The organism is Duganella sp. FT27W, assembly GCF_009295655.1.
GTDB classification, from domain to species: Bacteria; Pseudomonadota; Gammaproteobacteria; order Burkholderiales; family Burkholderiaceae_D; genus Rugamonas; species Rugamonas zoogloeoides.
This window is the reverse complement of record NZ_WHIV01000004.1, coordinates 122,423-146,932: the sequence shown is the minus strand read 5'-3', so window position 1 is coordinate 146,932 and position 24,510 is coordinate 122,423. Positions and strand designations below refer to the sequence as shown.

Annotated in this window: 19 protein-coding genes; 11 read left to right on the top strand and 8 right to left on the bottom strand. The window is 64.1% G+C overall.

Translation table 11 applies throughout. The annotated features are described in order from the left end of the window. Positions 1-165: 165 nt before the first annotated feature. Positions 166-2,088 carry a PhoX family phosphatase gene (locus tag F8197_RS17815; protein WP_152883037.1) on the bottom strand — a complete coding sequence of 641 codons (1,923 nt, stop codon included), beginning with the start codon at positions 2,086-2,088 and terminating at the stop codon, positions 166-168. A gap of 213 nt (positions 2,089-2,301) precedes the next feature. Between F8197_RS17815 and F8197_RS17810 the strand changes: the two genes are divergently transcribed. Then, on the top strand, positions 2,302-2,799 hold the full coding sequence (locus tag F8197_RS17810) for a DUF3016 domain-containing protein (protein WP_152883036.1): 498 nt from the start codon (positions 2,302-2,304) through the stop codon (positions 2,797-2,799). A gap of 30 nt (positions 2,800-2,829) precedes the next feature. On the opposite strand, the gene F8197_RS17805 is transcribed toward F8197_RS17810, so the two are convergent. From F8197_RS17805 to F8197_RS17790, 4 genes are all read right to left on the bottom strand, one after another. Continuing rightward, positions 2,830-3,273: a thioesterase family protein gene (locus F8197_RS17805; RefSeq protein WP_019923310.1), complete on the bottom strand. Its 444-nt coding sequence runs from the start codon at positions 3,271-3,273 to the stop codon at positions 2,830-2,832. Between the two features lie 8 nt (positions 3,274-3,281). Further along, positions 3,282-3,983, bottom strand: coding sequence for a dienelactone hydrolase family protein (locus F8197_RS17800; RefSeq protein WP_152883035.1), 702 nt, complete (start codon positions 3,981-3,983; stop codon positions 3,282-3,284). Between the two features lie 246 nt (positions 3,984-4,229). After that, positions 4,230-7,547, bottom strand: coding sequence for a polymer-forming cytoskeletal protein (locus F8197_RS17795; protein ID WP_152883034.1), 3,318 nt, complete (start codon positions 7,545-7,547; stop codon positions 4,230-4,232). A gap of 80 nt (positions 7,548-7,627) precedes the next feature. Further along, a complete protein-coding gene (locus F8197_RS17790) occupies positions 7,628-9,271 on the bottom strand; it encodes a M28 family peptidase (RefSeq protein WP_152883033.1) in 1,644 nt (547 codons plus the stop codon). A gap of 214 nt (positions 9,272-9,485) precedes the next feature. Between F8197_RS17790 and F8197_RS17785 the strand changes: the two genes are divergently transcribed. After that, positions 9,486-9,788, top strand: coding sequence for a hypothetical protein (locus tag F8197_RS17785; RefSeq protein WP_152883032.1), 303 nt, complete (start codon positions 9,486-9,488; stop codon positions 9,786-9,788). Between the two features lie 93 nt (positions 9,789-9,881). Here F8197_RS17785 and F8197_RS17780 read toward each other — a convergent pair whose 3' ends face one another. After that, on the bottom strand, positions 9,882-10,895 hold the full coding sequence (locus F8197_RS17780; RefSeq protein ID WP_152883031.1) for an alpha/beta fold hydrolase: 1,014 nt from the start codon (positions 10,893-10,895) through the stop codon (positions 9,882-9,884). A gap of 180 nt (positions 10,896-11,075) precedes the next feature. Here F8197_RS17780 and F8197_RS17775 point away from each other — a divergent pair, with 180 nt between their 5' ends. The 8 genes from F8197_RS17775 (at position 11,076) to F8197_RS17745 (ending at position 22,169) form a co-directional block, all read left to right on the top strand. After that, on the top strand, positions 11,076-13,349 hold the full coding sequence (locus F8197_RS17775) for a DEAD/DEAH box helicase (RefSeq protein WP_056147023.1): 2,274 nt from the start codon (positions 11,076-11,078) through the stop codon (positions 13,347-13,349). 263 nt (positions 13,350-13,612) lie between these two features. Continuing rightward, a complete protein-coding gene (locus tag F8197_RS28615; RefSeq protein ID WP_193333469.1) occupies positions 13,613-13,750 on the top strand; it encodes a hypothetical protein in 138 nt (45 codons plus the stop codon). Beyond that, positions 13,750-15,750 carry a Mu transposase C-terminal domain-containing protein gene (locus tag F8197_RS17770; RefSeq protein WP_152883030.1) on the top strand — a complete coding sequence of 667 codons (2,001 nt, stop codon included), beginning with the start codon at positions 13,750-13,752 and terminating at the stop codon, positions 15,748-15,750. The genes F8197_RS28615 and F8197_RS17770 overlap by 1 nt, the downstream gene beginning before the upstream one ends. 409 nt (positions 15,751-16,159) lie before the next feature. Beyond that, the gene (locus F8197_RS17765; RefSeq protein WP_227012310.1) at positions 16,160-17,707 is read left to right on the top strand and encodes a flavin monoamine oxidase family protein; all 1,548 of its coding nucleotides are present in this window, start codon (positions 16,160-16,162) and stop codon (positions 17,705-17,707) included. After that, on the top strand, positions 17,704-18,123 hold the full coding sequence (locus F8197_RS17760) for a cytochrome c (RefSeq protein WP_152883593.1): 420 nt from the start codon (positions 17,704-17,706) through the stop codon (positions 18,121-18,123). Before F8197_RS17765 ends, F8197_RS17760 begins: the two co-directional genes overlap by 4 nt. Positions 18,124-18,142: 19 nt before the next feature. Continuing rightward, positions 18,143-18,640, top strand: coding sequence for a RidA family protein (locus tag F8197_RS17755; RefSeq protein ID WP_152883028.1), 498 nt, complete (start codon positions 18,143-18,145; stop codon positions 18,638-18,640). Between the two features lie 53 nt (positions 18,641-18,693). Beyond that, on the top strand, positions 18,694-21,183 hold the full coding sequence (locus F8197_RS17750) for a TonB-dependent siderophore receptor (protein ID WP_152883027.1): 2,490 nt from the start codon (positions 18,694-18,696) through the stop codon (positions 21,181-21,183). Positions 21,184-21,287: 104 nt separating this feature from the next. Further along, positions 21,288-22,169, top strand: coding sequence for an alpha/beta hydrolase (locus F8197_RS17745; RefSeq protein ID WP_152883026.1), 882 nt, complete (start codon positions 21,288-21,290; stop codon positions 22,167-22,169). Between the two features lie 81 nt (positions 22,170-22,250). On the opposite strand, the gene F8197_RS17740 is transcribed toward F8197_RS17745, so the two are convergent. Then, positions 22,251-22,577, bottom strand: a complete 327-nt coding sequence (locus F8197_RS17740) for a nucleotide pyrophosphohydrolase (RefSeq protein ID WP_227012309.1) — start codon at positions 22,575-22,577, stop codon at positions 22,251-22,253. Between the two features lie 136 nt (positions 22,578-22,713). On the opposite strand from F8197_RS17740, the gene F8197_RS17735 reads away from it, so the two are divergent. Further along, on the top strand, positions 22,714-23,586 hold the full coding sequence (locus tag F8197_RS17735; protein ID WP_056147049.1) for a head GIN domain-containing protein: 873 nt from the start codon (positions 22,714-22,716) through the stop codon (positions 23,584-23,586). A gap of 175 nt (positions 23,587-23,761) precedes the next feature. Here the strand turns inward: F8197_RS17735 and F8197_RS17730 are convergent, their stop codons facing one another. After that, positions 23,762-24,400, bottom strand: a complete 639-nt coding sequence (locus tag F8197_RS17730; protein ID WP_227012308.1) for a head GIN domain-containing protein — start codon at positions 24,398-24,400, stop codon at positions 23,762-23,764. Positions 24,401-24,510 lie beyond the last annotated feature (110 nt).

Genomic DNA, 24,510 nt, shown 5'->3' with positions numbered 1-24,510 from the left:
GTTCCGCAAAAAGGTGGCGCATACAAGATTTCGATTGTAGTCCCACTCATTGCTATTAACAACAGGCAACAAAAGAACGCGTTAAAACGCGCAACACTTCTGTAACAAAAAAACCCGCAGGGCTTGCGCGCTGCGGGTAAAAGTACAACTGAAGAAGGAAAAGCGTTAGCCCAGCAGAGGGAAACCGGTCAGATATCCGACTGCCGCGCCATAGCGGTCGCGGTAGTTGGCGCGGATCAGCGGATCGAGCGTGGTGCGCACTTTACCGTGCAGCGAGCTCGACCAGTCACCAGCATGTTGGAAGTTACTCATGATGTAGGCGAAGCCGTTCATGTCGTCGACCGCGTGCAGGCCGGTCGATTCGGCGCCCGATGGCGTGGACAGCAGGCGCGTGAGCACCTTGGTATCGACGTTATACGCCCACAGGAAGTTGTTGACGTGGGTGCCGCTGTCTTCACCGACGAACAGCGTGCGCAGTTTTTCCGAGAACTTGATGTTGTCCGGGTTGGCGACCTTGTCGGCGTTGGCGGTGTTGCCCAGCGCATCCGGCGTGGCCAGGTCTTCGCTCAGCAGGCCCGGCACGGCAGCCATGTCCACCGGCACCCATTCGCTGTCGATGGCCGCGCCGCTGCTGTCTTTCTGCGCGCCCTTCATGTTCAGCGCATAGACGGCGCCAGCGCTCGGGCCCTTGATCGAAATGCCGCCCGAACCGTTGGTCATGGCCGAACCGATGGCCGCGATGGCCGAGTAGGCGATCTTGTCCTTGGCATTGACGGTCGTGCCTTCCATCTTGGTAAAGCCCATGCTGCCGCCAGCGAAGCCGGCGTAGCGGTGGGTTTCCAGGAAGGCGGCGGCCTTCTCCATGCCCGGCTTGACCTTGATCCAGTTGCTGCGGCCGTTGAAGGCGATCTTGGTGAACGAGGCGTCGCTTGGATCGGCGGTGCGCACGTCCATGATGTCGGCCGCTTTCAGGGTGTCGGCCAGCGCCTTGATTTCAGCGCTGGTGGCCTTGCCCAGCTTGATCCATTGCAGGGTGGCGGAGCCGCCGTTGTCCACCGACGTCTGCTGCCACTTGGCCACGTACAGGGTGCCGCTCGACAGGTCGCGCGCCTTGTCGGCCACGAACATGAACAGGCCGCCGTTGGTGGCGTCGTCGCCCATCAGCGCGGTGCGCTCGTCGGGCATTACCTGCACCAGCTCGTGCGAGATGCGGCCCATGCAATAGTGCTTCTTGCAGCTGCCGGTGCCGTCCGGGTTGACCGTGATTTCCGGCATGTGGCCGTAGTGGTAAGGGTTGGCTTTGGTAGCGTCGCCGTACAGGCTGCGCGAGAAGCCGGCGAACTGGGTGTCGGAGGCGATGACGGTCGCGTCCGGCTCGTACTCTTCGCTCGACAGGTGGGTGTTCCACGGCGAGCGGCTGGCGCCGCAGGTGATCCACAGGCCGTTGGCCGGGCTGGTATCGACGTTGTGGTACTTCACCAGCGTCAGCGCGCCGGTGGTTTTGTCCTGGTCCAGCGTGAGCACGGCGATCGGCGACGGCAGCATGCCGTACATCGAGCTGCCGGCGAGGTTGCTGGTGGCGTATTCGAACTGCACCACTGCAAACACGGTATTGCCCTTGACGCCGGCCACGGTGGGCGCGTCGAGCTTGAGCAGCGAGGTGCCGTCCGGGCAGTCGGAGAAGAACTGGCGCGGCGTGGCGCCGCTGGTGTCCATGATCGGACGGTTGTTGATGTCGTAGTAGCCACCCGACAGCGTGGTGCCGCCGCTGCCGTTGGGCACCAGGGCGCCGGTGATGAAGAAGGTCTGGTAAGCCAGCGAATAGGCCTGGGTCTTGCCGTCCGAATAGGTGGCGTTCATGCCCGAACCGACCGTGGTGGTGGCCATCTTGGCGGGATCGGCCAGGGACGGCGCAGCCATGCCGGTGAAGGTGACGGACATTAGCTTGGTGGCGGGCGCGGCGCTGTCGTTGCTGCCACCACAGGCGGTCAGCAGCGCGGCGGTGGCGCCGCCGGCCAGCGGCAGCAGCGGCATGCCGGCAAACAGTTGGACAATGCGACGGCGGGACAGATCGGGCGACTCGGTCATAATCATTCCTGGAAATAAGCCATGTACTTGTGCCGGCGGCGGCGCGGCATCATCCGGGATGGTGGCGCATCCCGACGGGCGAGATGGTAGCTATCTGATATGACGTCACCATGACATGCGGCGACGATTGGTAACAAATCGCATCAATCGGCGCCGCGCGCCGGCAAACGGGCTATATTGTTTAAATTCGTGGATATTTATGAGGAGTGCGCCATGCGCCCGTTGATCAAATCTTCCCTGGCGGCCCTGGTCGTGCTGGCCGCAACCACCGGCGCGGCCTGGGCCCAGGTCAGCGTCAGCTATGTCAAGCCCGACGAGTTCATTGATGTGCCGCGCAGCCCGATCGATCGGGAGCGCATGCTCAAGGATTTCACCCAGTATTTTTCGACCTTCGACAAGAAGCTGCCGGCCGGCCAGCAGCTCAAGATCGAGGTGCTCGATATCGACCTGGCGGGGCGGCTGTGGCCGCGCCGCTCCGGTGGCGACGATATCCGCGTCATGAATGGCGGCGCCGACTGGCCGCACATGAAGCTGCGCTATACACTGGAACAAAACGGCACGGTGCTGCGCAGTGGCGAGAGCGACCTGTCGAACATGATGTACCAGCAGCGCGCCACGCGGCTGTCCGACAGCGATCCGATGCGTTATGAAAAGCAGATGATCGACGATTGGTTCGAGAAAACCATCACCCCTAAGGTCGCCGCCAAGTAAGCTTGGCGGCGGGGCGCGTCAGCCGAACGGCTAGCCGATCCGGTTAACGCGCGGGAACTTGGCCGCAAACGTGGCCGGCATCGGCGCGACTTCGCCGGTGCGGTAATTGAAGAACACGAAGCCGTACTTGGCCATGGCCACCAGGGTCGAGTCGCGCGGGCGCGTGACGCGGAACGTGATGTCGCCGCCATAGCGGTTGAAGTCCATGACCCCCACCTCGAACAGCAAATGGTCGCGTGCATGCGCTTCCGCGCGGTACGCCGTTGCCAGGTCGGTGACGATGATGCCGGCGCCGCTGCTATCCATTTCCTGCACGCCGAATTCCGCCAGGAATTGCGCGCGCGCTTCCGAAATCATCGACACCATCGAATCGTTGCCCAGGTGATTGGCGGCATTGATGTCGGTGTGGCGCACGGTGAGCTGCGTCGAAAAATAGTACTGGTCGTCCGGAAAATCGAGTTTGAGGCGGGCCATGGCGGTCCTTACAGTTGTTCGCTCAGGAAGACCAGCGTGTGGCCGTGTGCTTCGGCGGCGGCGCGCTGGTTGTATGAATCGCGGTGGTTGCAGTTGAAGCCGTGTTCGGCGCCCTGGTACACGTGGATTTCGACCGACTCCACGCCCTCGAAGCGCTCGGCGATGGCTTTTACCGCCTCGTTCGGGATGTGGCTGTCGGCGCTGCCGAAGTGCATCAGCACCGGCACCTTGATGTCGTCTGCGCGGTCGAGGCCGTTCTGGATGCCGCCGCCGTAGTAGGCCACGGCGGTATCGACCAGGCCGTCGGCAGCGGTGCGGTACGACAGCAGGCCGCCCATGCAGTAGCCGATCGAGGCGATCTTCTGGCCGGCGGTACCCTCGTGGGCGCGCAGCGCCTTGACGGTGGCGGCGATGTCGGTCTGGGCCTTGTCGAAATCGAGCGAATTCATCAGTTCCACTGCGCGCTTCCAGCCGGCTTCGTCGTAGGTCAGCTCGATGCGGGCGCCGTCGCGCCAGAACAGGTCGGGCGCAATCACCACGTAGCCATCGGCGGCGTACTGGTCGGCCACATTACGGATGTGCTGGTTGACGCCAAAGATCTCTTGCAGCAAGACGATGCCCGGCCCCTTGCCGCCGCGCGGCAGCGACAGGTAGGCGCCGAACGTGCCGTCCTCGGTGGTGATATCGATCCATTGCGAATTCGTTTCCATGGTGCTCCTTGTACTGTGATCGGGAAAACAACCATCGTACCGTGTTTTTGCCCTTGTCGCCGTACACCTTTGGATATGGAGGAGTCTTAGAACCTATCCCGGTAGGGAATGAGGCGCTGCTTGCGCGCCTCGGCAGCGGGACCAGCGTTGCTCGTCATTGCATGGCCTGCCATGCTTCTTCCTCGCGCCTTGACCCCGCTACCGAGGCATCGCAATCCGCTGCCTCCTCCCTACCGGGATAGGTTCTTAATAAATTTCGCGGGTGTAGATCACCGGGCCGGAGCGATAGAGACCAAAGGTCAGCTTGCCGGTGGTGCTGGGCAGGTAGTAGATCCACTGGGGATCGACTGTCAATTCCACGGAACCGAGACCGTACTGGCCGGACGGCGGCGTAAGCCGGAACCCCGCCTTGCCGGACTGGAAAGCGGCGGTTCCGGGTGCGACCGGCTGCAGTTGCGCCGCCGTGGCGCACACGCTGGCCAGGCCTTTCTGGCAGTTATTGAAGCGCAGGTAACCTGCCAGGCTCTTGGCTGGTGCGTTGTACATGGGATTGAACATGAAGCCGCGATTGGCGTCATAAAACTGGGCTTGCAGCGTGACCGGCATCGGTGACGTCGGCGAACCGTCGATATTGGGCACGACCAGCCGGCCCGAGACGGCGGTTATCGCGGTTTCCATGGAAGCACTGGCGGTGGCGCGCTGGGACGTGGCGCCGTCGGTATCGACCGCCCGCACGAAGAACCGGACCGGGTTGCTGCCGGTGGCTGCCGACGGCAGTGCCTTGAAGCGGAACATCGGCATGCTGATCGTGGATGGGACGTCGAAATTCGGGTCCTCCACTCGCCCCAGTCCCTTGAAGAAGGCGAACGACGGCGCGGTACCGGGAATGCTGCCGCCCATGGCGCCCACGTTGGTATCGACCAGGGTGGCCCCGCCCAGGGTGGCTGCGGCCGACAGGGTGATGGGCTTGGCCAGCGAACCCTGGTAATTGATGGTGAGGCCGTTGGCGCTGTTATAGGCCTTGACGATCACATAAAACGGCTGGTACGAGTAGATGAACACCGGGTCGCACGGCGACAGCAGCGGCGTGCTGTTGGAGGTCGCCTTGCACGGCATGGTCATGCCGGCGAGCTGACCAGGGGCCACCATCTCGCGCGTGCGCGAGCCGGTGAGCGTGGCAAAGATGGGCAGCGACGTATCGAAGTGGTCGGGCACGAAGCGGCCGATTTTTTGCGTGCCGGCGGTCTTGAATTGATCGCCGGCCGCGCCGAGGTAACCGGCGCCGCTGTTGAGGCCCACGTCGAGGCGGATGATGCCGACATCGCTGAAGCTCCAGGCGCCGGTACTGTCGCTCTTGCTGCTGGAGACGCCATCGGTGATCGCATTCATGACGCCCGCCGTGATGTCGCCGGCGTTGCCGGCATCGGCAGGATTATCGACGGCCGGTACGGCGAGCTTCATGTTTTCGGCTGTCGTTTCCTTGCCAAAATTGGTGGTCACCTCGCCCTTGTTGTTGACGGCGCTGATCTTGACCGTAAACGTTTCGCCGGCTTTGGCGAAGATGGCGCTGTTGGCGTCCGGCACCGTGCCGGCGGCCACTTTTTTGCCGCTGGCGCTGATGGCTTCGATGGTGAAGCGGGCCGGTGCGGCAATGAATTTACCGCTTCCCCTGGCCGTGTAGCCGGCGCTGCCGGCGTACGCGGCATCCAGCGAAACCTCGCCCACTTCCGGATAGGTCAGCGTGGTGTTGGCGATACCGGCACTGTCGAACGCCAGTTGCAATTTGGTGGGGCTGTTGCCGCAAGTGAGGTTGTTGCCATTGACGCTCACCTGGGCGCCGGCCCTGGCCTTGCCCGAGACCGGGTTGGCGAAGCCGCAGGACAGGTTGATGCTCTCGGTCTTGCTGGCCACCAGCGGCACGCAGCTTTGCTTGTTGGCGGAAGCCGCCAGCGCCTGGATGCGCACGTTGGCGGTGGTTGCAGCAATATGGTTATCGACGGTTACCTGCAGGCCGGTATCCTCGAACGACATGGCGCACTGGTTGCTGGCCGAGGTATTGGCGCTGTTGACGCACGTGGTGCCGGTCGTGCCGGTGGCTGCAAGCGTGGCGACGCCGACCGTGGTTTGCTCCACCGTGGCGCTGCTGGTCTCGCCAGTGAACGTGAACGACCTGGCGCCCGGTTGCAGGGTCACGCTGCTGCTGCCCGTGAAGTGCGGCGCGGTGCAGGCCGCATTGGCGCAAGCGGTCACCTTGACCGTCTGCGGCTGGCAGGTGAGGGCGCTGCCGGTGTGGGTGATCTGGAAGTGGTGGGCGCCGGCGGCGGGGGCGGCGGCGCAGGTGGGGTTGTAGTTGTACCAGGAGGGCCGCTCCACGCAACTGCACCCTGCTGCGCCCGGGCCGGTGCAGGTAATGACCTTGCTGACGGTCGCACCGCCATCGAGATAGATGTAATTGACGGCCGCATTGCCATTGATGGTGGCGTTACTGGACTTGGTAGTGACCCTTGCTGCCACCAGGTCGCCATTGATGGTCGTGCCGGACTCCATCAAAAAGTCGCCCTTCAGCGTGACATTGCCGTTGACCTTGGCGCCCTCGGCGCGCATGGCCAGGGTGCCCGCGTCCACCTTGCCGGTTACCACGACGCTGCTGCCGATGTCGAGGCTGGTGCTGGCGCTGATATCGCCCTTGATGGTGGAGCTGGACGACGCCAGCACGACCGTGGGGGAGGTGATATTGCCGGTGACGGTGCTGCCCGAAGCAAGATTGAATGACTTGGTGGCCGTAATCGTGCCGGTCAGGGTGACGGACGAGGTAGTGGTGATCTCGGTGCCGCTGAGGTTGCCGTTGACGACCGTGCCCGAGCCTAGTGCGATCGTGCCCTTGGAAACCACGGGACCATTGAGTTCGGCCGGAGAGCCGGTCGTGATGGTGCCGGCGCTGAGACCGCCGCTGAGCTTGATGCCGGAACCGAGGTTAGCCTGGTCGCGCACGGTGGCGCCGCCGCCGATCACATTGCTCGAACCGGTCGTGAGGCTATAGCAGTACACGGCGCCGGTGACAGTGGCGCTCGAGCGCATATTCACCGTGACCGCCGTGACATTGCCGCGGATGGTGGCCGACGAGCCATCGGTACTGACTGTATTGCCGAGTACGTTGGCAGTGACGCTCTGGCCATTGGTGATCAAGAAATTGCCGCCGCCACTGAGGTTGTTGTTGGCGTCTCGTACGAAATTGCCGGCCTGGATGGTGCCGCCGCTCACGTCGATATTGGCGACCTGGGCGCCCGAGAGGTTGATGTCATTGCTTCCCGTGGTTTCCAGGCGCGCAGTGCCGGACATTTTCAGGCCCTGGAAGTAGCCGAGCTGGAAGGCGCCGGTGACGATGACCGTCTTGCCATTGCCGATGACGGCGGTATCGTTAGCGCCGAGGAACGAGGGGGCGCAGGTATAGGTATCGCCGTCTCGGGTGCAGCCGCTGACATTGCCATTGAAATTGACATTACCGGCCTGCGCCAGACCGGTCAGCAACAGGGTACTCAGAACCAGCCACAGGAATCGCAACATTATTTCTCTCAGGTAAAACGCTTGCCTGAATTATAGGCGCTTTACCTTCGAGAAATTGCCGTGTGGCATATAACACACGTTTACTTGCCGCGTTTCACCTTGCCGAATGCTTCGCCCGCTTTCCACGTCTGCATTGCCGGCGCATTGGCGACGTAGTAGCCGAGGTTGAGCGTGAATTGCGCCTGCTGCACCATGCCCGACAGGTCCCACTGCGGGCGGTACTCGTCGGTCACCTGGTGGTAGTCCTTTTTAAAGGCCACCAGCTTGGCGCGCGACGCTTCCAGGTCTTTCACGAAAGTGAAGTGGCCGTCGCCCGAGAACACGGCCGAGCCGACGTTGAAGGCCGGGATGCCGGCCTTGGCAAACACGAAGTGGTCGGCGCGGAAGAACGCGCCCGACAGGTCGGGAATGGCCGGCGCCAGGGTCAGGCCCATTTTCTTGGCCACGACGCCCGATGCCTCGTACAGGCTGCTGCGCTCGGCGCCGGCGACGCCGATGTCGGACGTCTTGCCGACGAAGTTCATGCTGTCGAGGTTGAGATCGGCCGTGGTTTTATCCAGCGGCCAGGCCGGGTTTTGCACGTAGGCGGCAGCGCCCAGCAGGCCTTGCTCTTCGGCGGCCGGCCACAGGAACATTTGCGTGCGCTTGGCCGGGTGCTTGACCGCTTCGGCGGCCATCACCAAGAGGGCGGCGGTGCCCGAGGCGTTGTCGATGGCGCCGTTGTAGATGTGGTCGTGCTGGCCGTTGTCGGTCTTGCCGGCGGTAGCTTCGTCCATGCCCATGTGATCCCAGTGCGCCGAGTAGATTACCGCCTGCTCCTTGAGCTTGGCGTCGGTGCCGGGCACGATGCCGGCCACGTTGAATTCCTCGATCTGGCGCACGGTGCTGCGGATCTGGCCGTGGACACGGGTTTTCAGGTCCACCGGCTTGAAGTCGCGGCGCTCGGCGGCGGCGCGCAGCTGGTCGAGGTCGAAGCCGGCGGCGGCGAACAGTGAACGCGCGGTCTCTTCCTGCAGCCAGCCCTCGACCGGATTGCCCTTGCCCTTGAGGTGGAAGCGCTCGTGGCCGAAACCATTGGCCGGCACGCTCCACGGGTACGACGCCGATGGCGTGGTGTGGATCAGCAGTACGCCGGCAGCGCCCCGGCGCACGGCTTCCTCGAACTTGTACAGCCAGCGGCCGTAATACGTGTAGGCCTTGCCGGCAAAGCGGTTCGGTTCGTCAAGCGTCGGCTGCGGGTCGTTGACCATCATGACCAGGACCTTGCCTTTGACATCGACACCCTTGTAGTCGTCCCACTTTTCTTCGGGCGCCTCGGCGCCATAGCCCACGAAGACCAGCGGCGCATCGATCGCCACTTCCTGTTTGCCGCTCATGGTGCCGATCAGGATTTCTTCGCCGACCTTGGGCGTGACGGTTTTACCGGCGATGTCGAAATTGAGGGCGCTGCCCGGTTGCAGCTTGGTGCCTTCGATTTTCACGGACTGGCGGTAGGTGCCGTCGGCCAGCGGTTTCAGGCCGATGGCGGCCGCCTGCGTTTCCAGGTAGCGCACCGCCAGCAATCCGCCGCGCTGGCCGGTACCGCGTCCCTCGAACAGGTCATCGGCCAGGAAGGACAGGTGGGCGCGCAGCGGCGCTTCGGTGACGACTGGAAGCCCGGCTTGGGCTTGTGCGGTGGCCTGGCAGGCAAGACCGGCGACGAGGGCGAACATGGTAAGGCGCATGGAGACTCCGTAACGTGAAAGCGGACCATCTTACTGTAAATCCGCTGTGCTTGTAAGCAAGTGTAAGTGTGCGTAAGCGAGTGTAATGGTGGTCAACGCGGGGCAGGGCGGCGGCGTTTTTTGCTCATGACCGACGTAACAAGCGGCCATGAAAAAAGCAGGGTCAGTTATCTAAACTATATAAACAATATTACGTTTTTAAGGATTTCACATCATGAAGAAAATCACCGCTACCCTGATCGCCTCCCTGTTCGCCGGCGCCGCTTTTGCCCAAACCCCGCCGCCAGCACCGGCTGCACCTGCGCCAGCACCGATGGCAGCGCCGGCCGCACCGGCAGCCACCCCGGCTCCTGAAGCCAAGCACGCCGACAAGCATGTCAAGAAAGCACATGCCAAGAAAGTAAAACCGGCCAAGGCTCCGGTTGAAAAAGATGGCGCACCAGTGCCACCGGCACCACCGGCTCATTCAGCCGCCGCTCCGGCAGCACCAGCAGCGCCAGCAGCACCAGTCAAGTAAGCACAACGAGCAAGAGCAGCACGCGCCGCCCCGGACCTTCACGGCCTGGGCGGCGTTTCCGTTTTAGAAGTGTTCAGTGGCTGTTAGTGGCTATTAGCGGTTCAATTCTTCCAGCAACGCCTTGTGGAACATGGCCGGATCTTCCATCTGCGGCGCATGCCCCTTGCCCGGGAACTCCACCAGCCGGCTGTCCGGAATCGTTTTGGCAGCCTGTTTGCCGAGCAGCTTGTAGTTGCCGATCTTAGCCTTGACGTCGGGCGGCGCGATGTCGGCGCCGATGGCCGTGGTATCGGCGTCGCCGATCAAGAGCACCGTGGGCACTTTCAGCAGCGGGAACTCGTATACCACCGGCTGGGTATAGATCATGTCGTAGATCAGCGCCGAATTCCACGCCACCACCTGCTTGCCGGGACCGTTCGACAGGCCCGCCAGCATGTCCACCCAGCGTTCGTACTCGGGCTTCCACTTGCCGCCATAATAGGTCTTGCTTTCGTACGCGCGGATGCCGTCGGCCGTGGTTTTCAGTTCGCGTTCGTGCCATTGATCGACGCTGCGCGGCGGCACGCCCAGCGCCTTCCAGTCTTCCAGCCCGATCGGGTTGACCATCACCAGTTTTGCCGTCGCCTGCGGGTACATCAGCGCATAGCGCGTGGCCAGCATGCCGCCGGTCGAGTGGCCGATCATGATCGATTGCTTGACGCCGAGGTGCTTGAGCAGGGCGTCGGTATTGGCCGCCAGCTGCTGGAAGCTGTACTGGTAGTGTTCCGGCTTGCTGGACGCGCAAAACCCGACCTGGTCGGGCGCCACCACGCGGTAGCCGGCGCCGGTCAAGGACTTGATGGTCGCTTCCCAGGTGGCGCCGCAAAAGTTTTTGCCGTGCAGGAGCACGGCGGTCTTGCCGTCGCCCTGACCATGCGCGGTGGGCGCCACGTCCATGTACGCCATTTCCAGCTTGACGCCCTGCGACGTGAAATCGAACTGCTGCAATTTATGCGGATAGGTAAAGCCCTCCAGGCGCGGGCCGTAACTGTAGTTCTGGGCGGTGGCCAGCAACGGCAGGCTGAACGCCGCAAAAGCCAGTGCACGGCGCGTGGATGAATTGATCATGTTGGCAATCTCCTATTGTGGGCAGCGGACAATATAGGCGGATAGGGTGTTTTTCACCCTTAAACAGCGCTTAAATGCGTGGATTTCAAGCAAATTGACGCTCGAATGGCTGAGACAGAGTAAACTATGCACAAATTTCTTTCGCAATTAGGCGATTCGAACATACTTGTGAGTGACGCCATGTCTGACACCCCCATTACCCTTTTTACCGACCTTAACCTGAGCGAACCGCTGATCCAGTCGCTCAAGGACGTCGGCTACGAAACCCCGTCGCCGATCCAGGCCGCCACCATCCCGCTGCTGCTCGATAACCAGGACGTGCTGGGCCAGGCCCAGACCGGTACCGGCAAGACCGCCGCTTTCGCGCTGCCCATCCTGTCGCGCATCGACATCCGTCAAACCTCGCCGCAGGCGCTGGTGCTGGCCCCTACCCGCGAGCTGGCAATCCAGGTCGCCGAAGCGTTCCAGACCTACGCCGCGCACATCCCCGGCTTCCACGTGCTGCCGATCTACGGTGGCCAGAGCTACGGCCCGCAACTGTCGGCGCTGCGCCGTGGCGTGCACGTGGTGGTCGGTACCCCCGGCCGCGTGATCGACCACCTGGACAAGGGCTCGCTCGATATCTCCAAGCTGAAAACCCTGGTGCTTGACGAAGCCGACGAAATGCTGCGCATGGGCTTTATCGACGACGTCGAACGCATTCTGCAGGAGACCCCGGCCACGCGACAGACCGCGCTGTTCTCGGCCACCATGCCGTCGGCCATCCGCCGCATCGCCAATACTTACCTGCGCAATCCGAAGGAAGTGACCGTCGCCGCCAAGACCGGCACCAACGAAAACATCCGCCAGCGCTACTGGCTGGTGTCGGGCATGCACAAGCTCGACGCGCTGACCCGCATCCTCGAAGCCGAAGACTTCGACGGCATGATCATCTTCTCGCGCACCAAGCTCGGTACCGAGGAACTGGCGCAGAAGCTGCAGGCACGCGGCTTCTCGGCCGCCGCCATCAACGGCGACATCCAGCAGGCGCAGCGCGAGCGCACCATCGCCCAGCTCAAGGAAGGCAAGATCGACATCCTGGTCGCCACCGACGTCGCCGCGCGCGGCCTGGACGTGGAACGCATCAGCCACGTGGTCAACTACGACGTGCCGCATGATCCGGAAAGCTATACCCACCGTATCGGCCGTACCGGCCGCGCCGGCCGCAGCGGCGAGGCGATCCTGTTCATCACGCCGCGCGAAAAAGGCCTGCTGAAAATGATCGAGCGCGCCACGCGCCAGCCGATCGGCATGCTCGAACTGCCGACCATCCAGGCTGTCAACGATGTGCGTATCGCCAAATTCAAGCAGCAGATCTCGGAAACGCTGGCCCAGGGCGAGCTGGAACAGTTCCAGTCGCTGATCGAAGACTTCGAGCGCGAACAGAACGTGCCGGCGATCGAAATCGCTGCCGCCCTGGCCAAGATGGCCCGTGGCGACGTGCCGCTGCTGCTCGACAAAAAGCAGGTCACCCAGTGGGAAGAGCGCCCGGCTCGTGCCGGCGCTTCCTTCGACCGTCCGGAGCGCGGCGACCGCTTCGACCGTGGTGATCGTGGTGACCGCTTTGACCGCCCCGAGCGTGGCGAGCGCCCGGACCGCGGCGAGCGTTTCCCTAAAAAGGAACGCATCGTGCGCGCGCCGGACGCCGGCATGGAGACCTTCCGCATCGAAGTCGGCTACCAGCACGGCGTCAAGCCGGGCAATATCGTGGGCGCCATCGCCAACGAAGGCGGCATCGACTCGAAGAACATCGGCCGCATCGAAATCTACGATGACTACAGCGTGCTGGACATGCCGAACGACCTCGCCGGCGACGTGCTCGACCACCTGGCCGGCATCAAGGTAGCAGGCCAGCAACTGCGCATCAGCCGTGACAACGGCGGTGCGCCATCGGCTGCGTCGTCTGCGCCTGCTGCGGCGCCAGCGGCACCGGCGCCAGCCGCCGCGCGTGCCACCCCGGTTCGCGCCGCCAAGCCTGCGCCGGCCGCCGCTGCCGGTCCGGCTGCTTCGCCGCTGTCGCGCACCGTGGCCGCTGCCGCCAACGAGTTCGACGACGAAGCACCGAAAAAGAAAAAGGACAAGCCGGCCAAGGCCACCTTGCCGATGAGCGCCTTCCGCGTGGAAGTAGGCAGCGTCAACGCCGTCACCCCGGCCAACATCGTCGGCGCCATCGCCAACGAAACCGGCCTGGAAGCGCGCCTGATCGGCCGCATCGAGATCTTCGACACGTATTCGATGCTGGAACTGCCGGACGGCATGCCGAACGAGCTGTTCAAAAGCCTGGGCAAGGTCTGGGTCGGTGGTTCGCAGCTGAAGATCAGCCAGGTGGACCGCATGCCGCCGGAATCGGGCAAATCGACGCCACCGAAATCGGTTGCGCCGAAGAAGAAACCAGCGCCGGGCAAGAAATACTGATTGTTTCCGTAGCAAGTAACATGAGAAAGGGCCGCAAGGCCCTTTTTCTATTTCCGCAGCTTGCGCACATAGTCGGTGCTGCGCTGCACCAAGAAAAAGCTTGTGAAAGTGCAAACGTGGTGCCTGGGCCGATGTTGGCAAAGTGTTCTCATAGGTGAACGAGGGGTGGCCCGGTTTTTGCATTAGGACTTGGCACAAACCTGATAAATGGCGCGCTTGACGCGCCTCAACCTGGAGACAAGTCGTTGAACCGGAGCTTAGACATGACGCCATTCAGGAAGCTGTGGAATACTTTTGTCGATGCGATCAAGCCGCCGCTGTTGCGTGAAAATGCCGATGCAGGGCTGCACGCCATCGTGGTTGACACCCGGCCGTTCCACCTCTCGGTGAAGGGGCGCTGATGTTACTGCGCAACGATCTGCTGCACTACCCGCAGCCATCGGCGCGCACCGTCCGTGTTTTGTGGATCGACCCCGGCCAGCGCCATGCCTACGTCTATGACGTGGCGGCGCGCTCGGCCGAGGTGGAACTGGTCCAGTTACCGGCGCTGCTTGCCGACCTGCGGGATGGCCGCGCCAGCGTGCTGCCGGCCGATCCCTACCTGATGGTGGTCAGCCAGGAAATGCTGCCGCCCAAATACCTGCAACTGCGCGCGCGCGCCTGGGAAATCATCGCGCCGCTGGTGGCGCAGGAACCCGACATTTACGATGCGCGCCGGCGCGGCCAGATGATCGCCCGCGCCACCGCCGAACACCAGGTGTCGCACCCCACCATTTATCGCTACCTGCGCCGCTACTGGCAGCGCGGGCAAACCCCCAACGCGCTGCTGCCCGACTACTGCAATTCCGGCGGCAAGGGCAAGGTGCGGCAATCGTCGGAAGGCATCAAGCGCGGCCGGCCGCGCAAGAATGGCGCTGACGACGGCCCCGGCCTGAACGCCGACGAGGACATCCGCCGCATCTTCCGGGTGGCGATCGCCCGCTACGCGGCCAGTCACGACAAGTTTTCGCGCCTGGGAGCCTACCAGCAGATGCTCGATGAATTCTTCATCGAGCGCCGCATCGATCCCGCCAGCGGCCGGGTACAGGCGGCGCCGCAGCGCCGCGCGGTCATGCTGCCCACCTTTGGCCAGTTCAATTACTGGCTCGACCACGACGACGACCGCCCGCCGGAAGTGGCGCGCCGCAGTAGCAGTCCCGGCCCCGGTTCCGGCGCCAGTGCCTTTGCCGGCGCGGCGCAGGCGCTGCGCGGCGCATCGGCGGTCCCGGTTCCGGTTTCGGCCACGCGCATGACCGTGGCGGCAACCACCACAGCGGCCGGCTCCGGTGCGGTGCAGGCGTCGCCATGGCCGTCCGCGCCTGGCCGTCCCGGCGCCAGCTACCAGCTCGACGTCGTGCGCGCCGAGGTGCAACTGGTGTCGCGCGCCGACCGCGAACAGGCCATCGGCCGCCCGCACATCTACGTGGTGCAGGATACCTACAGCCGCATGATCACCGGCATCCACGTGGGCCTGGGGCCGGCCAGCTGGTCGCAGGCGATGCTGGCGCTGGCCAACTGCGGCGCCGACAAGCAGCGCTACAGCCAGCATTACGGCCGCCGCATCGAGGCGGCCCAGTGGCCGGGCTGCCATCTGCCCGACACCCTGTTCGTCGCTGCGCCGCTGGCCGCGCTGGCAGGCGCCGAATGGGGCGATGGCGGCACCCTGCGCACCAACTTCAACTTGCGCTGCATCGCCGCCGAGCAGGGGGCCGGCGACTGGCAAGAGGTACTGGCAAGGCGCTTCCGGCTGCTGGCGCCTGACGTCGCCGGTGGCGCAGATAATGTAGTCAACGCGGTAGTCAATGCGACAGCCAATGCGGCCGGCGCACCGTGCCGGCTCGACGGCGTGCTCGATGTGGCGCAGTTCACCCGCATCGTTATCGACTGCGTTTTGTACTACAACAGCCGCCAGCCGGCGCCTGACGCCGCCACGCCGGCGGCATTGTGGGACTGGGGCGTGGAGCACCGGGGCGGCGCGCTCAAGACTTATCCCGAGCACCTGGTGCGCTGCAGCCTGATGCCGGTGGCCACCGCCATCGTGGGCTGCGACGGCATCCATTTCGCCGACAGTATTTATACTTGTGCGCGTGCAGTCCAGGAGCGCTGGTACGAGCGCGCGCGCCAGCGCGGCAGCTGGCAAGTGAAGGTGGCGCACGACCCGTCCAACCTCGACACGATCTACCTGCTCGACGCCGCCGCGCCGATGCAGTTCCACGCCTGCCACCTGGCCGACGCCAGCGGCGTGCGCCGCCACCTGAGCGCAGTGGAAATGGCGTATCTGCCGGCCGCCGTTGCGGTGACCGCGCCAGCGCTTGCCACCGTTCGCACCAATACTCCCGCCCTGGTCAGCTTCGCCGGCTGATTCCTCCCTCTCTCAATTTTCACACGCTGCACCGCCATGCACCACCGCCATCTGGTGGTGCGTGCGCTTGTGCGTCGCTGTAGTTGCGGTGTCCGGCGCCGCCATGAATAAAGTCTGTTTCAGGTAAATAAAGTTTATCGCTGGAGGCGTTCGGCGGCGTGCCGAAAGCACCCGCAGCGCACTGCCGAAAAAACTTTGTTCGATGAAGCAGGCCTTGCAGTTAAAGGGCTGCTTCGATGATGAACGATGTTTATTCGTCTTTCCAATATGGCACGTTGCTTGCTATGAAGGGGACTATGGGGAAGCAAGTAACCCCGGGGTTTTTCAGTGAAAATGGCGAGGAAAGCAGATGGAAAGCAAAACAGTAAAACCGTTTAAATCGTTTAGCTCTTTTACCCGCAGAGACTTCTTGTATCGGGCCGCAGCGGTGGGCGGCACCAGCCTGTTGTTGACCACCATGAACGCATGGGGCATGGGCATCAACTCCACCGTGTCGGCGCCGCCGGCACTGACCGGCAGCGGCAAGGGCAAGAAGGTGGTGATCCTGGGTGCCGGCCTGGCCGGCCTGACCGCCGCCTACGAGCTGGGCAAACTGGGCTACCAATGCCAGATCCTCGAAGCGCGCGACTTTGCCGGTGGCCGCTGCCAGACCGCCCGCAAGGGCTTCTCGCTGACCGAACTCGGTGGCGAAAAGCAGACCTGCGCTTTCGACGCCGGCCAGTACATCAACCACGGCCCATGGCGCATTCCGCTGCACCACCAGTCCACGCTGCACTACACGCGCCTGTTCGAAGTGCCGCTGGAAGTGATGGTCAATGAAAACGACCACTCTTATGTGTACTCCGAAAACGCCGGCCCGTTCGCGGGCAAGCGCATGCGCATCAAGGAGGTCAAGGCCGACATGCGTGGCCACGTCGACGAACTGCTGGCCAAGTCGATCAAGAACAAGCAGCTTGACCAATCGCTGAGCGCCGACGACCAGCGCCTGCTGCTCGACTACCTGGTGCACGAGGGCCAGTTGTCGGCCTCCGACCTGGCTTACCGTGGCCGCCCGGGCCGGGGTTATGCCGTGTACCCCGGCGCCGGCATGGAACCGGGACCGGGCAAGGCGTCCGATCCGCTCGGTTTCAAGGACTTGCTGGAATCGAAGCTGGGCAATGTGTACAGCGCGGTGCACGACTTCCCGATGCAGGCCACCATGTTCCAGCCGGTGGGCGGCATGGACGCGATTCCGAAAGCGTTTGAAAAGCGCCTCGGTAAAGTGATCCGCTACCGCGCCGAAGTGCAAACCATCCGCCAGAACGACAAGGGCGTGACCATCGCCTTCAAGGACACCGCCAGTGGCAAGGCCAGCACCGTCACCGCCGACTACTGCCTGTGCACCATTCCCTTGTCCGTGCTGCGCCAGATCGATACCGATTTTTCGGACAAGTTCAAGAAGGCTGTGGCCACCGTGGCTTACGCGCCGGTGGGCAAAATCGGCCTGCAAATGAAACGCCGCTTCTGGGAAGAGGACGACCAGATCTACGGCGGCCACGTGCTGACCGACCTGCGCGGGATTAACACCATCTCGCTGCCGTCGTCGAACTGGCAAAAGCAGAAAGGCGTGGTGCTCGGTTATTACCAGTACCAGACCGCCGCCATCGAGGTCAGCGCCCTGACGCCGGCCGAACGCGCCGAGTTCGCGGTGGCCGCCGGCGAGAAGATCTTCCCGCAGTACCGCAAGGAATACGAGAACGCATTCTCCGTGGCGTGGCACCGGGTGCAGTACAACCTCGGTGGCTGGGCCGAGTGGACCGACAAGACCCGTGCTGCCGCCTATCCCACGCTGGTGGAAGGCGAGGGCCGCATCATGCTGGCCGGCGAACACCTGAGCTATCTGACCGGCTGGCAGGCCGGCGCCATCGAATCGGCATGGCAGCAGATCGCCCGCATCCACGCGAGGGCCAGCGCATGAAGCAAATACTGACCACCGCCCTGATGAGCGCCGCCGCGCTGGCCGCCACCGCGCTGCTGGCCGCCGCGCCGGCCCGGGCCCAGAGCCCGGACGGCAAGGCGCTGTTCCTGAAAAACTGCGCGGCCTGCCACCAGGCCAGCGGCAAGGGCATCCCGGGCGCATTTCCGGCGCTGGCCGGCAGCAAGTTCGTCACCGGCGACCATGCCGAAGTGGCCGGCGTGCTGCTCAAGGGGCGCGGCGGCATGCCGGACTTTTCCGAAACCATCAACGACCGCGACCTGGCCGCCATCCTGACCTACGTGCGCGGCGAATGGGGCAACAAGGCCGATGCGCTGACCGAAGACGAAATCCACAAGCTGCGCACCGCGCTGGGCGTGGCGCAATTCGTCACGGCCGAAATGTCGAACAAACATTAAACCCTGGAGAGAGAGAACCATGAAAAAAATCGTTGCCACCGTGTTGACCCCGATTGCCTTCGGCCTGCTGTGCGGCGCCGCCCAGGCGGCAGACATCGTTCGCCACAAGATCCCGAACTCGGACTTCCCGATCGCGCTGGCCGTGACCATTCCGCCGACCGCCACCATCCACTTCATCAGCGGCCAGGTGCCGGCGGTGGTGAACAAGGAAGCCGCCGGCGACTCGCTGGCCGCCTTCGGCGACACCAAGACCCAGACCGAAACGGTGCTCAAGAAGATCAAGGAAATCCTCGAAGGCATGAAGCTGCAAATGTCCGACGTGGTCAAGATGCAGGTGTTCCTGGTGGGCGATCCGGCCAAGGGCGGCAAGGCCGATACCAAGGGCTTCATGGAAGGTTACACCCAGTACTTCGGCGGCACCCAGCCGAACCTGCCGGCACGCGCCGTGGTCCAGGTGGCGGGGCTGAGCAACCCGGGCTGGCTGGTCGAGATCGAAGTAGTCGCCGCAAAAAAATAATAGTCATCGCAGGTCTTACTTTGTAATTTTTCCAAAAATGGGGATGTAAAAATATGCACAAGACCACACTCAAGATCGGCGTTGCCGCCGTCCTGTCCACCCTGGCGTTCGGCGCCTCCTCGGCCTATGCGGCGCCGGCTGCTGCGGAAGCAGCTGATGCCGCTGATGCACAAGTCGCGGCAGCGGCAGCCGCCCCGACCGAAGTCGCATCGACCGCCTCGGTCATCGTTACCGGTACCCGCTCGAGCGGCATGAAGGCCGAGAACAGCGCCTCGCCGATCCAGGTACTCGATGCGGCCTCGCTGCAGCGCACCGGCCAGCCGGACCTGATCCAGGCGCTGGCGCAAAACCTGCCGTCGTTCACGGCCCAGGCCTTTGGCGGCGACACCGCCAACCTGACGCTGTCGGCGCGCCTGCGCGGCCTGTCCCCGAATAACACGCTGGTGCTCATCAACGGCAAGCGCCGCCACGGCACCGCCAACCTGGCCGTGCTGGGCGGACCATACCAGGGCGGCGCAGCAGCCGACCTGAACTACATCCCTGTCTCCGCCATCGACCATATCGAAGTGCTGCAGGATGGCGCGGCCGCCCAGTACGGGTCCGACGCCATCGCCGGCGTGATCAACATCATCCTCAAGTCGAACAACCGCGGCGGCAACGCGACCGTCTCCGGCGGCGGCTACTGGGACGGCGGCGGCCGCTCGGCCAGCGGCGCCGTCAACTTCGGCGTGGAGCCGTTCGAGAATGCCTTCCTGAGCGTGACCGTGGATTCCAAATACCACGGCCACAGCGACCGTGGCGGCATCGACCCGCGCCTGGTCGATCCGCGCAACGTCGCCAACATTCCCGGCATGACGCAAATCTCCGGCTACCCGTACCTGAACAAGATCCAGGGCGATGCCGCGTACCACCTCAACGTCTTGGCCGCCAACTTCGGCTGGGACATCGACGCCAACAGCCAGCTGTATTCGATCCTGACCGCCGGCCGCAAGGAAGCGAGCGCCTACGAAAACTACCGCCTGCCGAACCGCGTGCCTCGCCTGTACCCGCAAGGCTTCTCGCCGAAAGAGGAAATCAAGCAGGATGACGTGGCGCTGACGATCGGCGTCAAGGGCAAGATCGCCGACTGGAACACCGACATCAGCACCACCTATGGCCGCGACAAGTCGCGCATCGGCGTGGCCGATTCGGTCAATGCCTCGCTGTACGCGGACACCGGCGCCTCGCCGACCGAGTTCTCCGCTGGCGCCTTCGTCGCCACCCAGACCACCACCACGCTCGAAGCGAGCCGCGAGATCAATGTGGGCTGGAGCAAGCCGCTGACATTTGCCACCGGCCTCGAATACCGCGTTGACCAGTACGAAATCCAGGCGGGTGATCCGGCCTCGCGTTACAAGGAAGGTTCGCAGTCGTATCCGGGCTTCTCGCTGACCGACGCGGGCAAGCACCGCCGCACCAACAAGGCGGCCTACATCAACTTCGCCGGTAACCCGATCCAGGACCTGACGGTCGACCTGGCCGGCCGCTACGAGCACTTCAGCGACTTCGGCAGCGCCCGCGTGGGCAAGCTGACGTCGCGCTACGAGATGACGCCGACGGCAGCCGTGCGCGGCACGATCAGTAACGGCTTCCGCGCGCCGACCCTGGCCGAATCGTACTACTCGGCCACCAACGTCGGCCCGACCAGCGCCTTCGTGCAGTTGGCGCCCAATTCGCCGGGCGCCCGCCTGGTGGGCGTGAACGGCCTGAAGCCGGAAAAATCGAACAACCTCAGTTTCGGCCTGGTGTTCAACCCTGCCAGCAACCTCAATGTGACGGTGGACGTGTACCAGATCAAGATCCGCGACCGCATCGTCGGCTCCGGCGCCTTGTACGGTTCGGGCGGCGCGGTCAACTCGCCGGCCGTGGTGGCGGCGATCCTGGCCAACGGCAATGTCCTCGACAGCACCGTGAGCCAGACCGGTATCAACATCTTCTCAAACGCCGTCAATACCCGCAGCCGGGGCATGGAGTTCGTGGCCACCCTCAACGAAAGCTACGGCACCTACGGCCGCGTGGACTGGTCGATCGCCGCCAACTACAACAAGGTGGAAGTGACTCAGATTAACCAGGCGCCCACCCAGCTGATGCCGCAGACGCTGCTCGACAAGACCGCCATTTCCAACCTGGAGACGGCCTCGCCGAAAATGCGCGTGAACCTGGGCGCGCTGTGGAAGATCGGTAACTGGACAGTCAACCTGCGCGAAGCGATCTACGGCAAGTCGAACAACTACGACAGTGAAGACGGCGCCGTATATCACAAGAACGAGATCAAGATGCGCGCCATCACCGATCTGGAAGTAGGCTACAAGATCGACAATGCGTGGTCGGTGGCGATCGGTGCGAACAACCTGTTCAACGTCTACCCGAACGGCATCAACCCGGCGCTGCTGGCCGACCAGCGTGCGGCGCTCGACAACGCCGCTGTCACGGTGCTGCCATCGTTCTCGCCGTTCGGTATCAATGGCGGCTACTACTATGTGCGCGCCAACTACAAGTTCTAGTTTTTCCGGTCGTTTATCCTTGGAGTAGTTCGTTGGCCGCCCGCTTGCCCGGGGCGGCCTTTTTTTCGTGTAGCATGGCCGCTTCCCATCCGGAGCATGTCCCCATGAGCACCATTGCCACCACCTTGCTGGCCGCCGCCATCGTCACCACCCCGATGTCGCTCGATAACTACCTGGCCTTGAGCGGCCCGGCGCCCACCGCGCATGTCGCCTATGGCGCCGCGCCCTCCCAGTTTGCCGAACTGTTTGCACCGGCCGGACCGGGACCGCACCCGGTGGCGGCCATCGTCCACGGCGGTTGCTGGACCAAACAGTTCGGCGGCATCACCCAGATGCGCAACATGGCCGGCGCGCTGGCCGCGCAGGGCATCGCGGTGTGGAATATCGAATACCGCCGTTACGACGAGGAAGGCGGCGGCTATCCCGGCATGTACCAGGACGTGGCCACCGCCATGGACCGCCTGCGCACCCTGGCGCCGCAGTACCAGCTGGACCTGGCGCGCGTGGTGCTGGTCGGGCATTCGGCTGGCGGCCACCTGGCGCAGTGGGCCGGCTCGCGCGCGCGGCTGCCGAAATCGAGCCCGGTGTACGTGGCCGATCCGTTCCTGGTGCCGGTGGTGATCAGCCTGGGCGGCCTGGCCGACCTGCGCAACGAGGCCACGCTGATCCAGACCAGCTGCGACCGCAGCACCGCGCAACTAGCCGGCCTGCCGAGCGCCGAGCGGCCCGACGTGTATGTGGACACTTCGCCGGCCGAACTGCTGCCTGCCGGCGTGCGCACGGTGTTGATCCACGGTGAGCTGGACACCATCGCGCCGCTGCGCGCGGGCGAGGATTATGCGCGGCGCGCGCGTGCTGCCGGCGACCAGGCAGAGGTGATCCTGCTGCCGGGGGCCAGTCACTACGACGAAGTCTCAAGCACCTCGAACGCGTGGCACATCGTCGGCGCCGAGATCCGCAAGGCGCTAGCCATGCCCTCGCAATAACCGGCACGGTGCGGCGCGGTCAGATTGCGCAAGGTGGTTCGATACTACCGTTCGCACTGGTCAGCGCAGCGTCCAACCCGGTTAACGGGTGGCGGGGTATTTCACTGCATTGAGCGCGATCTTTTCCAGCGCCGCCGCGTGCAAGTCCACGCCCGTCTTGTCAGCCAGCTGCACCAGGTAGAGCAGCACATCGGCCAGCTCGTGGCGAATGCCCAGGCGCGCGGCGTCATCGAGTTCGGCGTCCGCGCCGGTGGGCAACCACTGGAAATGCTCGACCAGCTCGGCCACCTCGACCGACAAGGCCATGGCCAGGTTCTTCGGCGTGTGGAACGGCGCCCAGTCGCGCTCTTGCGCGAACTGGCGGGTGAGGGCGCGCAGGTGCGCGAGGCTGTCGGGAAGAGTGTTCATGGCCGTCATGGTAGCACTGCGGCAGGGCGTTAAAACGCGTTTCACTCCCCGAATTCCACCGTTCGTCGCATTGACCGCGCCGGCGGCCAGCGTTCTGGCTACAGTGGCAACATCACCACTGACCAGGATCTCTATCATGCGCCGTCTCGCCTTTTCTTCTTCCGCCCTCGTCCTCGCCCTGATCGCCGGCTGCGCCGTGATCGTTGTGCCGGAAGACGGTAATGCCCAGATCAAGTCCGCCTTCAGCAGCAATGCGGTGCAGGGTAATGGCCAGGTGGTGACCGAGCAGCGCGCGGTCAGCGCCAGTGTCGATGGCATCGATATCAACGGCTCGATGCTGGTGACGGTGCGGGTGGGGCAGGCGCCGTCGTTAACGGTGGAGGGCGACAGCAACCTGCTGCCGTTGCTGCGCACCGATGCCAGCGGCGGCACCCTGCGGGTGTGGACCGAGGGCGGCGTGCGCACGTCCAATCCGCTGCGCGTGACGCTCACCGTGCCGCAGCTGCGCCAGGCCGAGGCCAATGGCTCCGGGCGCCTGCAGGTGACGGGCTTGAACGGCGGCGACTTCGACCTGCGCCTGAACGGTTCGCGCGAGGTGGAGATCGCGGGCCGGGTGGGACGCTTCGACGTGCGCCTCAATGGCTCGGGCAGCATGAACGCCACGGCGCTCGACAGCGCCACCACCGACGCCACCCTGAACGGCTCCGGGCGGCTGCAACTGGGCCGCTTGCAAGGCCAGTCGCTGGGCCTCGAATTGCGCGGCTCCGGCCGCGCCACCGCCAGCGGCAGCGTCGAGCGGCTGCGGGTGCGCCTGAGCGGTTCGGGTAATGCCGACCTGGCCGGCCTGTCGAGCCGCGATGCCGATATCTCCACCAACGGTTCGGGCAGCGTGACGGCCAAGGCCAGCGGTGCGCTGGTCGCCGGCAGCAATGGCTCGGGCAGCATCACCGTCTATGGCAATCCGGCGCAGCGCAGCGTCAGCGGCAAGCGCGTTACGGTGGTGCAGTAACAGTGCCATCAACCGCTGCGGTGGCCGGTTGCGCGATCAGCGCGATCAGCGCAGCAAGCGGCATCGGGCGGCCGAACAGATAGCCCGCAAGGCGCCGGCCAGGTCGTCCACCAGGTGGCGATTGGGCAGGCCGGTGAGAACGTCGTCGAATGCCAGCCGGTGGTGTTGGCGGAAGTCAGTCGCCGGCGCTGACGTTGCCGATGCCCGAGACCGACTTGTTGATGGTCTTCGGCTTGCCGTAGTAGGTAAGCGAGCCCATGCCCTTGGCCACCGCGTTGACGGTGTCGGTGGCGTACACGCTGACATCGCCCACGCCGCTGAAGTTGACGTCCACGCGCTCGGCGTGCAGGCCCCTGGTATCGACTTCGCCCACGCCTTTCGCATTCAGGCGCAGGTATTTGACCTTTCCGCTGGCGATGAGCCGGCCCGCGCCCCGGTAGCCCACGTCGAGGCGGTCGCTGGCCACGCCGGTGATGATGGTTTCGCCCGCGCCTTCCACCTTGACCCGGCTCAGCGCGGGCAGGGTGATGGTCACGCGCGCATCGCCCTTGTTGTTCCTGGGCTGCTTGCCGTTGACGGTGATCTGCAGCTCGTTGTCCACCACGCGGGTTTCCAGCGCGGCCACGAACGCATCGTCGCCCGAGATTTTGACCGACTGCGTCTTGCCCGCTTCGACCGTCATGGCAAACGCGCCCTTGGCATCGACTGCGATGAACGGCGCTACCGTGCGTAGCGATTCGGCGGCGCTGGCCGGCCAGGGCAGGGTGACGGCAAACAAGGTGGCAAATATGGGGACGAGCGGGACGCGGCGCATGGGTTCCTCGATCAGATTGCATTTTTTAACATCATCGATTTTACCGGCGCGCCGCACCGGCGGCGACAAATCGCTGTAAATTGATCATCGTGTTGCAGTGTGGATACGAA